General features: G+C 51.0%; 13 protein-coding genes and 2 pseudogenes. 6 read left to right on the forward strand and 9 right to left on the reverse strand.

Features of this window, described 5'->3' with window-relative positions; genetic code table 11:
* The first annotated feature begins 5 nt into the window (after positions 1-5).
* Positions 6-1379 carry an MFS transporter gene (locus K7R23_RS00975; RefSeq protein ID WP_012904405.1) on the forward strand — a complete coding sequence of 458 codons (1374 nt, stop codon included), beginning with the start codon at positions 6-8 and terminating at the stop codon, positions 1377-1379.
* A 38-nt stretch (positions 1380-1417) separates the two neighbouring features.
* Entirely contained in the window at positions 1418-3457 is a 2040-nt protein-coding gene (locus K7R23_RS00980; RefSeq protein WP_012904404.1) for a glycoside hydrolase family 31 protein, read from the forward strand.
* A 34-nt stretch (positions 3458-3491) separates the two neighbouring features.
* On the opposite strand, the gene nhaR is transcribed toward K7R23_RS00980, so the two are convergent.
* The 3 genes and pseudogenes from nhaR to K7R23_RS25870 form a co-directional block, all read right to left on the reverse strand.
* Positions 3492-4388 carry a transcriptional activator NhaR gene (gene nhaR, locus K7R23_RS00985; RefSeq protein WP_012904403.1) on the reverse strand — a complete coding sequence of 299 codons (897 nt, stop codon included), beginning with the start codon at positions 4386-4388 and terminating at the stop codon, positions 3492-3494.
* 59 nt (positions 4389-4447) lie between these two features.
* Positions 4448-5614, reverse strand: coding sequence for a Na+/H+ antiporter NhaA (gene nhaA, locus K7R23_RS00990; RefSeq protein WP_012904402.1), 1167 nt, complete (start codon positions 5612-5614; stop codon positions 4448-4450).
* 164 nt (positions 5615-5778) lie between these two features.
* Positions 5779-5862: pseudogene (locus tag K7R23_RS25870) on the reverse strand (sulfatase); the annotation flags it as partial.
* A 171-nt stretch (positions 5863-6033) separates the two neighbouring features.
* Here K7R23_RS25870 and K7R23_RS01000 point away from each other — a divergent pair.
* Positions 6034-6155, forward strand: a pseudogene (locus K7R23_RS01000) (outer membrane protein OmpK); the annotation flags it as partial.
* Positions 6156-6214: 59 nt separating this feature from the next.
* Here K7R23_RS01000 and K7R23_RS01005 read toward each other — a convergent pair.
* The gene (locus K7R23_RS01005; RefSeq protein ID WP_012904401.1) at positions 6215-8290 is read right to left on the reverse strand and encodes a glycoside hydrolase family 18 protein; all 2076 of its coding nucleotides are present in this window, start codon (positions 8288-8290) and stop codon (positions 6215-6217) included.
* 384 nt (positions 8291-8674) lie between these two features.
* On the opposite strand from K7R23_RS01005, the gene K7R23_RS01010 reads away from it, so the two are divergent.
* Both K7R23_RS01010 and K7R23_RS01015 read left to right on the forward strand, forming a co-directional pair.
* Positions 8675-9088, forward strand: a complete 414-nt coding sequence (locus K7R23_RS01010) for a winged helix-turn-helix domain-containing protein (protein WP_012904400.1) — start codon at positions 8675-8677, stop codon at positions 9086-9088.
* Positions 9089-9121: 33 nt separating this feature from the next.
* Positions 9122-9655 carry a glycoside hydrolase family 108 protein gene (locus K7R23_RS01015; protein ID WP_012904399.1) on the forward strand — a complete coding sequence of 178 codons (534 nt, stop codon included), beginning with the start codon at positions 9122-9124 and terminating at the stop codon, positions 9653-9655.
* A gap of 83 nt (positions 9656-9738) precedes the next feature.
* On the opposite strand, the gene K7R23_RS01020 is transcribed toward K7R23_RS01015, so the two are convergent.
* The 4 genes from K7R23_RS01020 to dnaK form a co-directional block, all read right to left on the reverse strand.
* Complete coding sequence (locus K7R23_RS01020; protein ID WP_012904398.1) at positions 9739-10089, reverse strand: phage holin family protein; 351 nt, start codon at positions 10087-10089, stop codon at positions 9739-9741.
* Between the two features lie 115 nt (positions 10090-10204).
* A complete protein-coding gene (locus tag K7R23_RS01025) occupies positions 10205-11137 on the reverse strand; it encodes a LysR family transcriptional regulator (protein ID WP_012904397.1) in 933 nt (310 codons plus the stop codon).
* 315 nt (positions 11138-11452) lie between these two features.
* On the reverse strand, positions 11453-12583 hold the full coding sequence (gene dnaJ / locus K7R23_RS01030; protein ID WP_012904396.1) for a molecular chaperone DnaJ: 1131 nt from the start codon (positions 12581-12583) through the stop codon (positions 11453-11455).
* Positions 12584-12669: 86 nt separating this feature from the next.
* A complete protein-coding gene (gene dnaK / locus K7R23_RS01035) occupies positions 12670-14586 on the reverse strand; it encodes a molecular chaperone DnaK (RefSeq protein WP_012904395.1) in 1917 nt (638 codons plus the stop codon).
* Between the two features lie 355 nt (positions 14587-14941).
* Here dnaK and satP point away from each other — a divergent pair, with 355 nt between their 5' ends.
* Positions 14942-15508: an acetate uptake transporter gene (satP, locus tag K7R23_RS01040; RefSeq protein WP_012904394.1), complete on the forward strand. Its 567-nt coding sequence runs from the start codon at positions 14942-14944 to the stop codon at positions 15506-15508.
* A 34-nt stretch (positions 15509-15542) separates the two neighbouring features.
* Here satP and K7R23_RS01045 read toward each other — a convergent pair whose 3' ends face one another.
* Complete coding sequence (locus tag K7R23_RS01045) at positions 15543-16850, reverse strand: MFS transporter (RefSeq protein WP_012904393.1); 1308 nt, start codon at positions 16848-16850, stop codon at positions 15543-15545.
* Between the last annotated feature and the right edge of the window lie 37 nt (positions 16851-16887).

A 16887-nucleotide genomic window follows, 5' to 3' on the forward strand; every position in this document is an offset into this window, starting at 1 on the left:
TGAATATGAGTTCTGTTATTGAAGAAGCCCATTTGACCGAACATCAACGTTTATCATCGTTACAACGCATAAGCTATGGCTTACTGGATGTGGCAGGTAATTTACTTTATTGTTTTGGCTCCACTTATATTCTTTATTTCTATACCGACGTTGCGGGTATCACGCTGGCGATTGCCGGGACCATCCTGTTGCTGGCCCGTATTGTTGACGGCATTGACGCCCCCGTCTGGGGAATAATCATTGATAAAACACGCTCCCGCTACGGGAAATGCCGCCCCTGGTTTCTCTGGCTCCCGTTGCCTTTTGCCGTATTTAGCGCGCTTTCTTTCTGGTCGCCGGATATTAGCATGACCGGGAAAACCCTGTACGCCGCGATATCATATATGATAGCCAGTATTCTTTTTACCGGGCTCAATACACCGCTTAGCGCTATTTTACCGCTAATGACCCTGTCTGCGAAAGAACGGCTTATTTTAAACTCTTATCGGATGACCGGCGGGCAAATTGGCGTATTGCTGATGAATGCGACCGCCTTACCCCTGGTTGCTTTTTTAGGCGGCGGGAATGATAAAAGCGGATTTTTCTACACGGCTATTGTATTTGCAATAATATCCTGTGCGTTAACGCTATTCGCCTTCAGAAATATACGTGAACTGGACACCGATAAAATCCAGCAACAGCCTCAGCTGCCGATGAAAAAAAGCTTCCGCGCCATGAAAGGGAACTGGCCGTGGATACTGATGGTGTTAGCGAACCTCATTTTCTGGGTGGCCTTGCAGCAACGCGCGTCAACTATTGTCTACTATTTGACCTACAACCTGGATCGTAAAGATCTGGTGCCGCTGGTTAATAGCCTCGCCACCATTCAGATTTTATTTATTATCGCGATTCCTTTCTTCAGCCGGTATCTGAGTAAAACCGGGATCTGGATTGCCGGTTTACTGCTGTCTACCGCTGGCGGAATATTGGTGTGGCTGGCAGCGGGTAACGTCACGTTGCTGATTGTCGCCTGGGTTCTGGCCAATATCGGCAGCGGTATCGCCTGCTCAATGCCCTTCGCCATGCTCGGCTTTGCCGTTGACTACGGCGCCTGGAAAACCGGCGTCAAGGCGACCAGTATTCTCATCGCTTTCGGCAGCACGTTCTGCATCAAAATGGGTAGCGGTATCGGCACGGCGTTTGCCGCCTGGATCATGAACAGTTTCGGCTACCTCCCCAATCAGGCGCAGACCGCCGCCGGGCTGGAAGGCATCACCTGGGCTTTTATCTGGACGCCTGCGCTGCTCTTTGCCCTCGCCGCACTGCCTTTGCTCTTCTTTCGTCAATACGAAGCGATGGAAAGGCGAATTCAGCAGGATCTGCAATCCGGCGCTCATTGATCGTCCCCTTCATCTCACCCTCATGCGGAGGAATAACCATGTCGTTTATTAAGCACGATCCCCAACGTCTGGTCTGGCAACACAACGATCGCTATCTATGGATTGAAGCCTGGGGAGAAAATAGTCTGCGCGTGCGCAGTGGCCGCCATATGCCCGTTATGCGCAATGAAAACTGGGCGCTAACGGAAACACCGGTAGCCTCTGCTGCGCAGGTGACGTATGAAGAAAAACGCGCCACGTTGCAGAACGGAAAAATTACCGCTGTTGTTAACCAGCAGGGACAGGTGTCCTTTTACCGTCACCCGGACAAATGTCTGCTGCAGGAGTTCTGGCGCCTGCGCGGTGAAATTGGCGAAGATGAATCGTCGCATGGTCAGTATGTCAGCGCCCTGAACCTGGAAGAGCGCGAATTCAGGCCCATTCCCGGCGGGAAATATACGATTAAGGCCCGCTTTGAAGCCAATGAAGGGGAAAAACTCTACGGCATGGGGCAATACCAGCAGCCCAATCTGGATCTGAAAGGCTGTATGCTTGAGCTGGCGCAGCGTAATTCCCAGGCGTCAGTGCCCTTTTTATTATCCAGCCACGGCTACGGTTTTCTGTGGAATAACCCGGCGATAGGCCGCGTGATCTTCGCCAACAACGGAACGGAGTGGGAAGCCGCGGTCAGTGAACAGCTCGACTACTGGATCACCGCTGGCGATACGCCGGCGGAGATTAGCGAGGCATACGCCCGCGCGACCGGAACGCCGCCGATGATGCCTGATTACGCCATGGGATTCTGGCAGTGCAAGCTACGCTATCGTAATCAACAGGAATTGCTGGAAGTGGCGCGGGAGTATAAACGCCGTAATTTACCGCTGTCGGTTATTGTGATCGACTTTTTCCACTGGCCGAACCAGGGCGACTGGACTTTTGATCCGTGTGACTGGCCCGATCCAGACGCCATGATAGCGGAACTGAAGGCGATGGGAACGGAACTGATGGTTTCCTTCTGGCCGACGGTGGATAACCGGACTGAAAGCTACCGCGAGATGAAAGAACACGGCTGGCTGGTGCATACGGAGCGCGGCCTGCCGATTAATATGGATTTTCTTGGCAATACCACGTTCTTTGATGCCACCCATCCTGAAGCGCGCAACTATGTCTGGGGCAAAGCAAAACGCAATTACTACGATAAAGGCGTGAAGCTATTCTGGCTGGATGAAGCAGAGCCTGAATTCAGCGTCTACGACTACGATAACTATCGTTACCACACGGGCCCGGTACTGGAAACGGGAAATATTTATCCGCGCATGTACGCCAGAACCTTCTTTGATGGTATGCGGGCTGCCGGAGAGCAGCAAATTATCAACCTCCTGCGCTGCGCCTGGGCGGGTAGCCAGAAATATGGCGCGCTGGTCTGGTCCGGCGATATTCACTCCTCTTTCCGCTCATTACGCAACCAGTTTGCCGCTGGATTAAATATGGGGATTGCCGGTATTCCCTGGTGGACAACGGATATTGGCGGTTTTCACGGCGGAAACATTCACGATCCGGCATTTCATGAGTTGTTAATCCGCTGGTTCCAGTGGGGAATATTCAGCCCGGTAATGCGACTACACGGTAATCGCGATCCGCAGATCCTGCCGGAACAGCCCTATCGCGAGGGTATTGCCCAATGTCCGACCGGCGCGCCGAATGAGATCTGGAGCTATGGCGAAGAGGTCTGCGAGGTACTGACAGGCTGCCTGCAACTGCGCGAGTCATTGAAACCCTACATTAAGCAGATCATGCAGGAAACGCATGAGAAAAATACGCCGGTGATGCGGACCCTGTTCTTTGAATTTCCTCATCAGCCAGAAAGCTGGGAGATTGACGATCAGTACTGTTTCGGACCCGATTTACTGGTGGCCCCCGTCATGTATGCAGGCGCTCGCGAGCGTACCGTCTGGCTACCGGACGGCGACACCTGGATCGATCTCTGTACCCGGGAACGTTATCAGGGAGGACAAACGCGCCTTCACGCCGCGCCGCTGAACAGGATACCGGTGTTTATCCGCGAAAAAGGGAAATATCGCCATCTGCTGCCCGTATAAAACGATCAGGCGCGCCTTCACTGGCGCGCTTTACTCAGTCAGGCTTGCCGAATAATCGGCTGTAGTCGCTATTACAGATACGCTGCACCGCCGGATGCTGAATCATTCTCTCAGCAAAGATAGCGTGATACTCCTCCATCACGTTCTCGACCCGGCCAATTTCGACTATCGAATCGTCGGCGTAAAAGTCGTTGGCATAGAGCGTCGGCGCGACGAAAATCGCGTTATGCGTGGCGCCAAAAGCTTTCATTAATGCGGCGTCGTCAAATTCGCCGAGAATCTCGACGTTCAGCCCCTGCGAGTTAAACCAGTTCAGCAATTTGCGTCCCAGCATTGAACGCCGCCCAGGCACCAGCAGTCTGCGCTCTTCCAGACAGGCCGGGAACGGTTTTTCCGGCTGTGGATGGGTGCACCAGAAGCTGACGCCGCATTCGCCGATTTTCACCGAAAACAGCCCTTCCTGCTGCGTTGAGTCGATCGGGCAGTCAGAAATTATCATATCCAGCTTGTGCTGACTGAGCTGTTCAAGCAGCATTTCGTGCGTCGATTCGAAACAGCGTAAATGGATTTGCTCATCTTCGACCACCGCCGCATCCAGCACGCTGCTGACCAGTCGTTTTGAAAGCGCGTCCGCAACGCCGACGTCAAACAGCAGGTTCGACTCTTTACGGTAGTTCACGATATCCAGCATCTCCTGGCTTAAGGTAAACATTTTATCCGCATAGCGAAACACCAGTTCGCCAAGCTCGCTGGGCTCCAGCCCCCTTCCCTTCCGCTTGAATAATTTGCCCTGCAGCCGCTCCTCAAGCGCTTTGATCTGACCAGTAATAGTCTGCGGCGTTAAATAAAGCGCTTCTGCCGCGCCGACCACCGATCCCTCTTTATAAACGTTCCAGAAGTAATAAAGGTGGTTGTAGTTAATATGGGACATATTCTCTTCCTGATAAATGCCAGTAGGGGAGCGGACTGCGCCCCCCTGTTACTGTCTGGTCAGACTGCGGGGCTCAGGCGCGCGCGTAGCCAGCTATAACCAATGACTGCCGACAGCAGAGAGCCGATCAGGATCCCCAGCTTCGCCCAGTTAATCAGTTCCGCATCGACGCCGCCAAACGCCAGGCTGGCGATAAAGATCGACATGGTAAAGCCGATGCCGCACAGAATGCCGACCGCCATGATTTGCGGAAACGTCGTGCCTGCCGGCAACTGCGCCATTTTCAGACGCAGCGCCAGCCAACAGAACAGACTGATGCCCAGCGGCTTACCAATCAACAGACCGGCGATAATGCCCAACGGCAGAATGGAGGTCAGCCCATCAATCGTTACCCCTTGCAGAGAAACGCCCGCGTTGGCGAAAGCAAACAGCGGCAAAATCAGATATGCGACCCACGGATGCAATACATGCTCCAGACGTTTCGCCGGGGAGCGCCCGTGTTTTTCCCTGAGCGGAATAAAGAAGCCGACGATAACGCCCGCCAGCGTCGCATGAACGCCTGACTTAAGCACCGCGGTCCAGAGCACCGCGCCCACCAGGATATAAACGCCCGTGCGCCTTACCCCGCACACATTCAGCAGCGCCAGAACGGCAATGGCGCAGGCCGCTACGCCCAGCGACACCATCGACAGGTCACTGGTATAAAACAGCGCAATAATCACAATCGCCCCCAGGTCGTCGATGATTGCCAGCGCCATCAGAAAAATTTTCAGCGCCAGCGGTACGCGACTCCCCAGCAGGGCCAGAACGCCCAGCGCAAAGGCGATATCCGTCGCTGCCGGAATCGCCCAGCCTTCACGGGTGATCGGATCGGCATAGTTGAACGCCAGATAGAGCACCGCCGGAACGATCATCCCGCCGATGGCGGCAATAACCGGAAATGCCGCCTGTCGCAAACTGGCGAGAGAGCCTTGCATCAGTTCACGTTTTACCTCAAGGCCAATCAGCAGGAAAAATATCGCCATCAGGGCATCGTTGATCCATAACAGCATGTTTTTATTGATTTCCAGCGCGCCGACCTTGAGCTGAACCGGCGTATCCAGAAAAGCGTGATACCAGCCGCTGGTAAGACCGACGTTGGCCATCAGCATAGCCAGCGCCGCGGCGATGATAAGGATGATGCCCCCGGAGGCGTCACTACTAAAAAATCGATGCAGGTGTTTCACTTTTTATACTCTCTTTCGGGTGAATACTTCGTAAAGACTATCTTACCCCGCACAAATCTTCGTTAAAATTAGATTATTTATGATGAATAGCTCGGTTTTTACGAAACAAAAAAAAAGCCCGATAAGTTACGGGCTTGTCTTCATATGCCACGCTCAGTGGTTCATTAAGGATAGAGCCTCATTTTGTATACCCGGAAGCTTGTGATGTCGTAGCGGTAGCCTTCGCCATTCGTTTGACAAATGAGATATGGCAGCGTCCGTGATGGATGTGCGTTAAATTCGCCATCAGGTATCCGCCCAGAATAAGGCATTCATAATCAAGATAATGCTGTACGTACAGCGAATGAGCATCGGTCAGGGTTTTGCAACTGTCGACACTAACACAGGCAAACATATTCACTCCCTGTGAATAAATGTTGCAACAAGGCGGTGATACAGCGCTAAATGGCGTGTAACATTTACCTGGAAATTTATGCCTCGCTGGACGGCGTCTGTCTCTTATCGTTACTTTAATAACAAGAAAGGCAAGAGAAAACGTTAGTTCTATAAGCATAAAGACCCCGGATAATCCGGGGTCTGCTGATATTGACATTTCAGAGATTAATAAGCGCCGAGGTCAGTCCAGGCCTGAGCCGGGCCGCAGTTCAGATCCGGCTGCAGACCCTGACACCACCAGTTAACCTGGTAGTTGTGGCCTTTCCAGCTCACGATCTCGAACTCACCCCAGTTAGCGCCGTAGATGGTGTCTGCATCCCATTGCGGATAGGAGGAAGCGGAATCATCCGGCAGTTCATCGGTGTCATCAGACGGGACTGGCGTCGGGGTGACATCGTCCTCTTTATCATCAGCTGGAGTCGGCTCGACTGTACCCGCAGGCACAACGGTCAGAACGAAACGCTGCTGAGTGGATGGCTCGCCCTGTGCGTCACGGACAAACAGAGTGAACTGGAAGTCAGTGGCGGCTTCAACAACCGGTACGGCAAATTCGATCACCGCAGTGGTTTTATCCGCCACATCAATAGCTGTCGGTACGCCCCAGCTAAAGGTCAGCGCATCTTTATCCTCATCGCTGGACTCTTCGCCGGATAGCTGGACCCGGGAACCGCCAACCACGCGCAGCGCAATTGCCGCTTTTGGCGCGTGGTTAACTTTTTCGCCTTCATCTTCATCCTGATCGGCAGGTTCGATATTGATGCCTTCAAAGTAGAACGGATCCATATCCACCACTTCTTTGCTTATTTCGTAGCCCAGACCTTCACGCGCGGCGTTAACCAGTACACCGTTATCCTGGTCGATAGTCCAGGTAAACAGACCGCCCAGGCCAAGCTTCGCAGCATATTCACCTTTCGCTTTTACGCTGCGCGGGGTATCCAGAGACATAAACAGTCTGGATTGCGGGTTATACAGGTAATCCGCATTCGCCACTTTGTCGGTGTATACGTTGAAGCCGTTACGGCCTTTCTGGTTTTCCAGATCCAGGTAGTTATAAATGGTGTCATACCATTCAGTGCAACCGGATTCGAAGGAGCCGGTGGTGGTGCCTTCACCCGGATTATAGGTGCCTTTCAGCGGAGAGAAGCTCTCAATTTCCACGTTGCGGGCATTGCGGGTGTAACCCGCGTAACCGATGTTGATGCGATCGGCCGGGAAGCCTTCCGCAATCAGGTAATCGATAACCGCTTCAATGCTCCAGCCACCCGCAGACAGCGGAGACAGGTTAGTATGATGGGTCAGGGTTTCTGCCCACGGCGTACCGAAGAAATCATAGGTCATAACGTTGATGCCATAGAGGCCGGCATCCAGCAGCGCTTTAACGTTAGAGTGTCCCAGGGTTTCAATGACAGCAGAGCTGGCGATAGAGATTTTCACATCGCTACGACCTGCGGCATCCAGCTGCTTTTTCAGCTCTTTAATGACCAGAGCATAGTTTGCGCCATCTTCCGGACCATAAGGGTTGTTGTTACCGACGGCATTCGGATATTCCCAGTCGATATCCACTTCGCTGAACATCGGGAACTGTTTGAATAACTTCACAACGCCTGCAGCGAAGGTTTTACGCGCCGCTTCGGTTTTTGCCATCTCATGGAAGCCGTTGCTCATTGTCCAGCCGCCAATGCTCATAGAAAGCGCCAGCGTATGGCCCAGCTGTTTCGCTTTTTGCTGCAGATCGCGCAGACCGCCTAACAGACCGTGAGTGTTCTGTTGGGTAACAGTCATCGGCTCAACGTCCCAGCCGCTGGTTTCCTGGTTGCAGTTAACATAGGACTGGAAATCACCCCACGGATCGAGGAAAGTCGGCTCGTTTGTCGTCTTACCCGTCTGCGCAGCAGCTCTTTCGATAGTGGCCTGCTTTTCGCCTTTATCACCGACAATGCCAAGGAAGCCGAAAATAATTTTGTCATAAGCCAGTGGATCAACGTTCGCCAGATCGTAACCACGACCGCGGTCGGCCGGGTTATCCCCTCCCTGCAGGCGGCTATCATATTGCGACCAGTCGGTGTAATAACCAAATACTTTTGGTTTCTTCGCATCGGCTTTATATACGTTATAAACCGGATTTGCGACGCGGGCAGAAGTATAGCTGTATTTACTTACTTCAGTTGCAGGATTAAAACCATCCGCAGCGTTACTGGTTTCCGTAAGAGTATCGCCCTTAATTAATTTGCTGGTAGCCATGATATTTCCTTTTAAATATGGATGTAAATGTATTCGCAGTTCGTTCTGCGGGGTCAATAATCGGCGAGCAGGGAAAAAATCGCTAATCACAAAACATCAAAAAAGCTGATGATATTTAATTGACCTGGCTCAGCGATAACAATTGATTAAAACGAGGATATATTTAAACATTTCATTCACGACCTCATTAATAATCCATCTACCCCTAAAGAGTTAAAGACCATTAAAAACCTTTTTAAATTTTATTTAAAACTGAACAAAAGCTGTGACAAAGGCTTAAAAATGAGTTTAAAAAGAGAGTCATCTATTTTTATTTTATGGATTAAGTAAATCCTCATAATTAATATCGCTCCAACCACAAACGGTCTCATCAGGGAGAAAAAGATGAAAACTTATATCATTAACCGTGACTGCATATTTAATGAACGTAAATATGAACTGCGAAATATCACTAATTCTTTAGTAATAAGGATGACGGCAATGCGGGCGAGATGCCTCAGCTTCATCATTGAACATGCGCAGGATGAAGTTATTGAACGTCAGGAGCTGACTACAGCGCTATGGGGAAGCCGGGGAAACTTTGTTAATGATGCCAATCTGACGCAAATCCTCTATCTGATTCGTAAGGATCTCAAATCGTTCGGCATAAATGACCTGTTGATTACCATCCCGCGGAAAGGTATCCAGGTAAATGATTCTATACCGATCGAATCGACTGATAACGATATGCCACGCCCTCCCGCCCCATCCCTTTTTAGACAAATCAAACAAAGCATTACATCTCTGTTTCAACGCTAACTCCTTTAATATCATATTATCACTGAGGTTATTATGAATCCTGTTATCGATGGTATTTTGGCGTTAGAAGGCGGTTATACTAACAATCCCCATGACCGTGGCGGTGAAACCCATTGGGGAATTACTGAAGCGACTGCCAGAGCAAACGGCTATAACGGAGAGATGAAAGCGCTGACGCGTGACGAGGCTTACGCCATCCTGGAAAATGCGTACTGGATTAAGCCAGGTTTTGAAAATGTCTCGCATCTCTCCTGGCCGATATCGTTCGAATTGTGCGACGCGGCGGTCAATATCGGCCCGCGTTTCCCCTGTATCTGGCTACAGCGTTGGCTGAACGTCTTTAATAAAGAACAGAAGCTATATCATGACATCAAGGTGGATGGTCGCATCGGCGCGATGACGCTCCAGGCGCTGGAAAGCTTTCTGCAGGCCCGCGGCGCCGAGGGGGAAAAAGTGTTGCTTAAAGCGTTAAATTGCAGTCAGGGAGCCTATTATCTTAATATCACGGAAGAGAGAGTACAAAATGAACAGTTTGTCTACGGCTGGTTAAATAATCGTGTTGCATAAAATGAATCGTGGAGCAATGTATAAAACACTGCTCCACGATTATTGACCTCATTAAGCGAGGGGGTCAGCAATGTCAGCCCCGTTTATTTAACCAGTTCATCATTGCCATTCATCATCCGTTTAACCCGCGCGCCTAATATCTTCAGGATGGGAACGGCAAACACCCCACCAATGCCAGCAAATAATAATATCATATTAAAACTATAGCCTTTTTCAACTGCGACTACACTCAGTAAAAAACTGGTGAAGCAAGAGATAATGACCTGCGTTATGCAACCCATCAGGCGCTTATGAAAATCGCTGGCTTTAAACTTTTCTGACTTTAACAAATAACTTACAATCCCTCCCCATGCCCCCGTCGCTATGACTATGGCAACTATTTCTATCTCCAGCAGTATCGCTTTCGGCGTTTCCAGTTGACCAGGTAATAACATAATAGATTCCTTTTCAATAAACCAGGTATTCTCAATCTAGTTCTGTTAAGAAAAAGATAAGAATCAAAAAGAATCATAAAATACATTTAATGGAAAAGAGTATTATTAAGATATATTAATGACGAAACGCAGATAAGGTATGAAGCATGGTGACAATTTCTTCAATGTGCGGGTATTTGGTGTTTCTTTTGTGCCAATAGGCATACACATTAATGGGTTTAATCAGCATTTCGCGGGGCGGTTGCAGGATATTGATATTGTATTTTCGTTGATTTTTAAAGAAGGTCGCGACCTTCAGCGGCATCAAAGCGACCAGCTGCGTTCGTTCTACAATGCTGATAAGCCCTGTCAGAGAATCACTCTTATAGCCGACAATCCGGCGCTCTTTATAGTCAGCATTATTATTATATAAATTATTATCTTTTATCGTCACCGCCGTATAGTCATTTGCTTTAAAAACGGCATGATGAGCAGAGAAAAAATTATGTAGCGAAAGCTGCGAAAGTTCACTAAGCAGATTATCTTTGCCGCAGATAACACAAAAGTGTTTGAAATTATCGATTGGTTTACATTCAAAGTCATTATCATTAACCAGTGTCGGGCTAATCGCGATATCGCACTCTTCCATAATGAGCAATCTTTTCATCTCTTCCCCGTCTCTGTTGCGATTTGAGAAATGACGAAAAGTAAAGCGCTCAAAGAGCTTATCGTCGTAGAGTTGAGACAGATAGTAATTTTCGGTGATATCGCCGCCCAGGATGGTTATCTTGTTCCGTTCTGCGCTTTGTTTTTGCGGGGTTAAGGTTAATTTAATTAAATCAATGGCCTGACAAAATCGTTCATGTATTTCGAGCGCTTTCATCGTCGGAATCAGGCCGCTTCGTCCACGGACAAAAAGCGCCTCGTTATAAAAGCCCTGTAACCGCGTCAGGGCAATCGAAACCGCGGCGGGCGTAACGGCCAGTCTTTTAGAGGCTTTAGTAACATTTCCGGCAGAAATGACCGCATCAAGAACCTTAATTAAATTATAATCAAACTCTTTCTTCACAGAATAACTCCAATTTATCAATGAGTTCAAAGAAGGTATAAGAAAAAAAGCATTAATACACATCATTATTATTCAACAATTGACATAGATGACATCAATTAATATCAATCGAAAAATAACTTTCAATGATAACATTGGTTAAGAGTCGGACATATTTAGAGAAAGTAATGTCGTTTTAAGAAAAACTTAAAATAGATGGATAAATAAAAATCATCAGATAACCATTATTTATCTTTGAGGTGGCAGATAACGTTGAAAAATGAATGAGATATAAAAAAACCCGGAATAAATTCCGGGTTCGCTTGAGACGTTAAATCAGCGTGTCAAATCATCGAAGAACTTCTTCACGCCCTCAAAGAAGTTCTTTGAACGTGGGCTGTTTTTTTCACCCGTTGGGCCGCCAAAGCTTTCCTGAAGATCTTGCAGGAGCTGCTTCTGTTTCTCGTTCAGACCCACCGGCGTTTCCACGACAACACGGCACAGTAAATCGCCCTGTGCGCCGCCGCGGACGGACTTCACGCCCTTGCCGCGCATGCGGAACAGTTTACCGGTCTGCGTTTCGCCAGGTACTTTTAGCTTCACGCGGCCATCCAGGGTCGGCACTTCGATCTCGCCGCCAAGCGCCGCCATTGCGAAGTTAATTGGCACTTCACAGTAGAGGTTATTGCCTTCGCGTTCGAAAATCGGGTGCTGCTTCACCTGTACCTGAACGTACAGATCGCCAGCCGGCGCGCCATGTTCGCCCGCCTCGCCCTCGCCGGAAAGACGAATGCGATCGCCGGTATCCACGCCAGCCGGGATTTTTACCGACAGCGTTTTGCTTTTCTCGACGCGGCCATGACCGTGGCATTTGTTGCACGGATCTTTAATCAGCGTACCGCGCCCCTGACAGTGCGGACAGGTTTGCTGAACGGCAAAGAAGCCCTGACGCATCTGCACCTGACCGGAACCATGACAGGTCGGACAGGTCTGCGGCTGCGTACCCGCTTTCGCACCGCTGCCATGACAAACATCACACTCTTCCAGCGTCGGAATGCGGATCTCTTTGGTCACGCCACGCACCGCTTCTTCAAGGGTGAGATCCATGTTGTAACGTAAATCGGCCCCACGCGCAGCACGTTGACGACCCCGACCACCGCCAAAGATATCGCCAAAAACGTCACCAAAGATATCGCTGAAGTCAGCGCCGCCGCCAAAGCCGCCGCCGCCCATACCGCCCTGTTCAAACGCGGCATGACCGTACTGGTCGTAAGCGGCGCGTTTTTGCGAGTCGGTCAGCACTTCGTATGCTTCTTTGATCTCTTTAAACTTGCCTTCAGCCTCTTTATCACCCTGGTTACGGTCCGGGTGATATTTCATGGCCAGGCGCTTGTAGGCCTTTTTGATTTCACGCTCTTCCGCCGACCTGGAAACGCCTAAAATCTCGTAATAATCTTTCTTTGCCATTGTTGTTTTTCAGCCCTTTCACATACGAGCACGGGCGTGGAGAGATCTCGACGCCCGTGCTGATTACTTACCCTGCATCAGGGCGATTATTTTTTATCTTTCACTTCTTCAAACTCAGCGTCGACAACGTCGTCATCTTTCGCGTTGTTTGCAGAAGCGTCAGCTGAACCAGCTTGCTGCTGTGCGTGCTGCTGCTGGGCGATTTCCATCAGTTTCTGGGAAACCTGCGCCAGTTCCTGCATCTTCGCTTCAATAGCTGCTTTGTCTTCGCCTTTCAGCGCAGTTTCCAGCGCGCTCAGGGCAGACTCAATGGCGGTTTTATCATCAGCCGGCAGCTGATCGCCAGCTTCTTCAACCTGCTTACGCGTGCTGTGCAGCAGATGGTCACCCTGGTTGCGAGTCTGAACCAGTTCTTCGAACTTACGGTCAGATTCAGCGTTCGCTTCCGCTTCGCGAACCATCTTCTGAATTTCTTCCTCGTTCAGGCCAGAAGAAGCTTTGATGGTGATCTTCTGCTCTTTACCGCTGTTTTTGTCTTTCGCGGAAACGTGCAGGATACCGTCAGCATCGATATCGAAGGTAACTTCGATCTGCGGCATACCGCGCGGCGCCGGGTTAATGCCATCCAGGTTGAACTGACCCAGAGACTTGTTATCCGAAGCGCGTTTACGTTCACCCTGCAGCACATGGATAGTTACCGCAGACTGATTATCCTCAGCCGTTGAGAACACCTGGCTGTGCTTGGTCGGGATCGTGGTGTTTTTGCTGATCAGCGCCGTCATCACGCCGCCCATGGTTTCGATACCCAGAGACAGCGGAGTAACGTCCAGCAGCAGTACGTCTTTCACGTCGCCGGTCAGTACGCCGCCCTGAACGGCAGCGCCGATAGCCACGGCTTCGTCCGGGTTAACGTCTTTACGCGGCTCTTTACCAAAGAACTCAGCCACTTTCTTCTGCACCATCGGCATACGGGTCTGACCGCCGACGAGGATAACGTCGTTGATATCAGAGACGGACAGGCCGGCATCCTGCAGAGCGACTTTCAGCGGCTCAATGGAACGGTTTACCAGGTCTTCGACCAGGCTTTCCAGTTTCGCACGAGTCACTTTGATGTTCATGTGTTTCGGACCGGTGGCATCTGCGGTGATGTACGGCAGGTTGACATCGGTCTGCTGTGCGGAAGAAAGCTCGATTTTCGCTTTTTCTGCCGCTTCTTTCAGACGCTGCATCGCCAGCGGGTCGTTACGCAGGTCGATGCCCTGATCTTTCTTAAATTCTTCAACCAGATAGTTGATCATACGGCTGTCGAAGTCTTCACCACCCAGGTGGGTATCACCGTTGGTTGCCAGAACTTCGAAGGTTTTTTCGCCGTCAACCTCATCAATTTCAATGATAGAGATATCGAAAGTACCGCCGCCGAGGTCGTAAACCGCGATAGTACGGTTACCCACTTCTTTATCCAGACCATAAGCCAGCGCGGCTGCGGTCGGTTCGTTAATAATACGTTTTACTTCCAGACCTGCGATACGACCGGCGTCTTTGGTCGCCTGACGCTGCGCGTCGTTGAAGTATGCAGGAACGGTAATAACGGCTTCAGTTACCGGCTCGCCCAGATAATCTTCAGCGGTTTTCTTCATTTTTTTCAGCACTTCCGCAGAGATCTGCGGCGGCGCCATTTTCTGACCTTTCACATCAAGCCATGCGTCGCCGTTGTCGGCGCCGATGATTTTGTACGGCATGATGGAAACATCACGCTGAACTTCTTCGTCCTGGAAGCGGCGGCCAATCAGGCGTTTAATCGCAAACAGGGTGTTTTGCGGGTTTGTCACTGCCTGACGTTTAGCCGGCTGACCAACCAGAGTTTCACCATCCTGGGTATAAGCAATGATAGAAGGCGTGGTGCGATCGCCCTCGGCATTCTCCAGCACGCGCGCTTGGGTGCCGTCCATAATCGCTACACAAGAGTTGGTTGTACCCAGGTCGATACCAATAATTTTACCCATCTAAACGTCTCCACTAAAAATTCGGTCATCATGTGGTTGTGAATCTGTAATAGGGGCGAAACGTGCGGTTTCAACTGCCCTGAATCGTTTTTTTTCAGACTCATCACTGCGGTTGACTACTAAGTGGGGTCGTAACCCACTTCATCAAGGGGGGTAATGAAAAAATTTTTGCTTTTAATGAAATAAATGCGCGCCGATGGGTTGTGATGCCGATCACGCTAAAAATAACATCATTTCCCCTGATGAGATCATAGACAGCCATCCCGCCCCTGATTATTATGCCGCGCCCCGAAGCAACAACTGTTTTTTGGGGAAACTATTTCACCATTCAATCAATGATGATTTTTGAGGATTTATGGGCAACACTAAGTTGGCTAACCCGGCGCCGCTGGGCCTGATGGGCTTCGGCATGACCACCATTCTGCTTAACCTGCACAACGCGGGTTTCTTTGCTTTTGACGGTATTATTCTCGCGATGGGGATTTTTTACGGCGGTATCGCGCAAATTTTTGCCGGACTGCTGGAATACAAAAAAGGCAACACCTTTGGCTTAACCGCCTTCACCTCTTACGGCTCTTTCTGGCTGACGCTGGTCGCAATCCTGCTGATGCCGAAAATGGGTCTGACCGATGCGCCGAACGCTCAGTTCCTCGGCGTATATCTGGGTCTGTGGGGCGTATTCACCCTGTTTATGTTCTTCGGCACCCTGAAAGGCGCGCGCGCTTTACAGTTCGTGTTCCTGAGCCTGACCGTACTCTTCGCTCTGCTGGCGGTGGGCAACATTGCGGGCAACGAAGCGGTGATCCACGTGGCCGGTTGGATTGGTCTGATCTGCGGCGCCAGCGCCATTTACCTGGCGATGGGCGAAGTGCTGAACGAGCAGTTTGGCCGCACCGTGCTGCCGATCGGCGAAGCGCATTAATTCCTTCTTTATCCCCCCGCCCGGGGGGATAGCGTTATTGCCCCTGTAGTTCCGCTGACATTTGACTATCACGATGATACAGATCCTGGCGCAGCCACACCCCCAGCCCTGCGCCAACCAGGGACAACGCCAGCACATACCAGGCTGGCGCCATTGGCGATACGTTCATCAGCAGCGTTACCGCGATCGGCGTCAGACCGCCGAAAATGGCGTAAGAAACGTTGTATGAAAATGAGATACCGGTGAAGCGGACTTCCGCAGGAAACGCGCGCACCAACACGTAAGGCACGGCGCCAACAACGCCGACGCAGAGTCCCACCAGCCCATATAGCAGAAATAAATATTGCGGATGTACCCCCGCCAGATGCCAGAAAGCCCAGCTTGAACACGCCAGCAGAATACTGCCGACGATAAACGTCTTACTGGCGCCGACCCGATCAACGATAAACCCGGCCAGCAGGCAGCCCACGCAGAGCATGATCGTCGCCACGCTGTTTGCCTGGAGCGTCAGCGCCGGGGCTAAACCATACTGTTTTTGCAGCCAGACCGGCGACATTAAAATCACCACCACAATGCCCGCTGATAGTAGCCAGGTCAGCAACATTGAGATCGCGACCGCCTTCTGATGGCGGACCACCACCGACTTCACCGGCAGCTCCCGCGCCAGCGCTTTGCGCTGCTGCATTTCAAGAAAGACGGGGGTTTCCTGCAACCAGCGACGCAAATACATCGCCACCAGGCCAAAAACGCCGCCAAGCAGAAAAGGAATACGCCAGCCGTAGTCATGCACCGCCTGGGCGGATAAATGGGTATTGACCTGCGTCGCCACCACCGAGCCCAGCAGAATGCCGATCGTCAGACCCGCCGTCAGCGTCCCGCAGGCGATGCCTATACGCTGCTCCGGCACATGTTCCGCCACGAACACCCACGCTCCCGGCACTTCGCCGCCGATCGCCGCCCCTTGCAGGATGCGCATCAGCAGCAATAAAAGCGGCGCCACAATCCCCATTGAGGCATAGGTCGGCAGCAGACCAATCGCCAGCGTAGGCGCCGCCATCAGCAATATGCTCAGGGTGAACATTTTCTTGCGTCCGACCAGATCGCCGAAATGCGCCATGATAATGCCGCCCAGCGGACGCGCCAGATAACCGGCGGCAAAAATGCCAAAGGTCTGTAGCTGGCGGAGCCATTCCGGGATATCGGCGGGGAAAAACAGTTCGCTCACCACCGCGGCGAAAAAGACAAAGATAATGAAATCGTAAAATTCCAGCGCGCCGCCGAGGGCGGCCAGCGTCAACGTTTTATAATCCTGGCGATTCAGTGGTCGGGGGTGTAGAGACATAATAAACCGTTTGATAGTGGCGTGTTGAAGTTGGCAC

The organism is Citrobacter rodentium NBRC 105723 = DSM 16636 (genome assembly GCF_021278985.1).
Classification (GTDB): Bacteria; Pseudomonadota; Gammaproteobacteria; order Enterobacterales; family Enterobacteriaceae; genus Citrobacter_A; species Citrobacter_A rodentium.

Excerpts from the sequence above, each read along its gene's own strand:
- K7R23_RS01015 (WP_012904399.1), top strand. The coding sequence starts at position 9,122 with ATGAATCCTGTTATCGATGGTATTTTGGCGTTAGAAGGCGGTTATACT.
- K7R23_RS00980 (WP_012904404.1), top strand. The coding sequence starts at position 1,418 with ATGTCGTTTATTAAGCACGATCCCCAACGTCTGGTCTGGCAACACAAC.
- dnaK (WP_012904395.1), bottom strand. The coding sequence starts at position 14,586 with ATGGGTAAAATTATTGGTATCGACCTGGGTACAACCAACTCTTGTGTA.
- K7R23_RS01005 (WP_012904401.1), bottom strand. The coding sequence starts at position 8,290 with ATGGCTACCAGCAAATTAATTAAGGGCGATACTCTTACGGAAACCAGT.
- nhaR (WP_012904403.1), bottom strand. The coding sequence starts at position 4,388 with ATGTCCCATATTAACTACAACCACCTTTATTACTTCTGGAACGTTTAT.
- K7R23_RS00975 (WP_012904405.1), top strand. The coding sequence starts at position 6 with ATGAGTTCTGTTATTGAAGAAGCCCATTTGACCGAACATCAACGTTTA.
- satP (WP_012904394.1), top strand. The coding sequence starts at position 14,942 with ATGGGCAACACTAAGTTGGCTAACCCGGCGCCGCTGGGCCTGATGGGC.
- K7R23_RS01020 (WP_012904398.1), bottom strand. The coding sequence starts at position 10,089 with ATGTTATTACCTGGTCAACTGGAAACGCCGAAAGCGATACTGCTGGAG.
- dnaJ (WP_012904396.1), bottom strand. The coding sequence starts at position 12,583 with ATGGCAAAGAAAGATTATTACGAGATTTTAGGCGTTTCCAGGTCGGCG.
- K7R23_RS01045 (WP_012904393.1), bottom strand. The coding sequence starts at position 16,850 with ATGTCTCTACACCCCCGACCACTGAATCGCCAGGATTATAAAACGTTG.
- K7R23_RS01010 (WP_012904400.1), top strand. The coding sequence starts at position 8,675 with ATGAAAACTTATATCATTAACCGTGACTGCATATTTAATGAACGTAAA.